Raw genomic sequence first — 2,114 nt, forward strand, 5'->3', positions numbered from 1 at the left:
GATAGTGCTATCATATAATTAACCAAGAAGTATCCAACAAATTATTATTAATCACTACATTTTCTTTCAGAATAAGTCAACTTATAAAAAGACACTATGTATAATATAGTGTCTTTTTATATGCTCTAATATTAATTGAACATAAATGGGTTTATATACAATTGAACGCTTCACGCTCCTTGAGGAAGGAGCCTCCTTAACTAAAATGATAAAAAATACTAACAATCTTATTGTTTATTTACAGCTTATTACGTCAATAAAGAAGATAAAGGGTTTGTTGTTTCCATTCCTAAAAATCTTAATTTTTAAATAAAAAAAGAAAAACACTCCCGAGAGTGCTTTTCTTTTTAACAAATATCAACTATACTGTTTTTACTAGGAGTTGATTTTAGAATATGATCTCCTAGGCTTAGATAATACTTTTTATTTAATAAACCGCAAAATTGGCTGATTTTGTGGTTTATTTTTATGGGCGATAAAATTTAACATGGCCACCATCACGATCGAACCAACCTCTAAATGCCCAGTTAATCCATCCACCATCACCTTTATTCGTGAATTCCCCATCCTCAAATACCCAAATTCCAAAAGTGATTCCATCATATACTGTTGTTCCAAAGAATTTAACACCGTTAAAACGATCCTCATAGTTTTGGTTTAAGTTAAAAACCATAACATTATAACGTTGACCTGCAGAATAAAATGTTGATTCCATTACACCTTTTACAAATCCTGAACGATTAGTTTGACTATTAATAGCATTCCTAATCAAATTAGCGATACCTAATACATCTATACTTACATCTAAATTCGCACTAGCTTTTGCTGCATTTGGTAACTTAGACTCTACAAAATTAGTAGGTAATTCAGTAGATAGATTAGTAGGAATATTAGTTTTAGCAGGAGAGACCTCAGCTGCACTTGCATCTGTTGGCGCAAACGCTCCCAAACCTCCTAAACCGATAGTTCCGGCTAAAGCAATGTTCACTAACTTTTTCATTTTTTTCATAAAAAAACCTCCTTTAAATTTTTTATAAGGTATTAATCCTTACACCTCAAAGTATATATTCCTTATACAGAAGAGGCAAATGATTTAATTGAAAAAAAAATAAAGTTTTAATACTCTAAAAATTAATAAATATGCGAATAAAACTATTATAAATGCATATAAACAACTGAATTTAATAGATATATACATTAAAAGGAATAAAAAACTATTAACTGAATTTTTTGTAAATAAATGAAAAAACTTTTGTTTGTTTTAGTATCTTAGGTTTTAATACAAGAAATACTGTCAATGTGTACAACGAGGTAGAGCTACATCGCTATCAAGCTAATAAAAGCAAATACTCCAAAACAAGAAAATTAACATCTAAAGTTGAAAATCTACAATTTTTCTGGTTTAAATTCTGTGAAATTTTAGCAAAATAGTGATGTGGCAATACTCCAAATTGCAAATACCTGATAAGTATAAGCATTTCTATAATTCTACTAATGTATGTTTATACCTATAATAGAAAAAGCTCTCACAATTGATGTGAGAACCTTCTAACCGAATTATACTATTTCATTCTACTTTCAATCTCATCCCTAGAATTGTACAATTCGTTAATCTGTTGGCGCTTCTTATCGTTCAAATAAGGGTTGTCCTTCTCGGTTTGATTCTTCTCTGTTTGCTCCCGGTACAATGGTTTATATGGATCTCGCTCTCTTTCTCTTATTCCGTTGTAGATGATGACACCTAAAACAACAACTATAAGCCCTAATAAGATCATGAATTCTTTTAATGTCTGCTTACTCATCTCTGTTTGTTCCACTCCTTGTGTTAAAATCTTTCTTGTTGTCCTTCAACTTCTCCTTTACTTTCTTCAGGCTATTTACCAATTTTCCGAAATTATCACCTTTTGTCCTATTATGGTAGTTCTTTATGCTTAGACCATTTTTAAAAGCAGATATTTACTGTCTTTTATATAATGAAAATGAGGTAGAAAGATTTAGTCTTTTTTACTAACTAATAGATGTATGATATGTATTTCAAAGATCAATTTTATAATGTTATTACATCAAAATAAATTAATATATAGTTAGGGAGTATTGAATATCATAGTAAAATC

The 2,114-nt window shown here is 29.5% G+C and carries 2 protein-coding genes; both read right to left on the reverse strand.

Going from position 1 to position 2,114, the window contains the following annotated elements:
- Nucleotides 1-466: 466 nt before the first annotated feature.
- Nucleotides 467-1,009 (reverse strand): hypothetical protein, encoded by a 543-nt coding sequence (locus ABWK52_RS29880; protein WP_000738326.1) that lies wholly within the window; start codon nucleotides 1,007-1,009, stop codon nucleotides 467-469.
- A 553-nt stretch (nucleotides 1,010-1,562) separates the two neighbouring features.
- Entirely contained in the window at nucleotides 1,563-1,802 is a 240-nt protein-coding gene (locus ABWK52_RS26625) for a hypothetical protein (RefSeq protein WP_086423433.1), read from the reverse strand.
- Between the last annotated feature and the right edge of the window lie 312 nt (nucleotides 1,803-2,114).

Source organism: Bacillus sp. AP50 (genome assembly GCF_040492675.1).
Taxonomy (GTDB): domain Bacteria; phylum Bacillota; class Bacilli; order Bacillales; family Bacillaceae_G; genus Bacillus_A; species Bacillus_A cereus.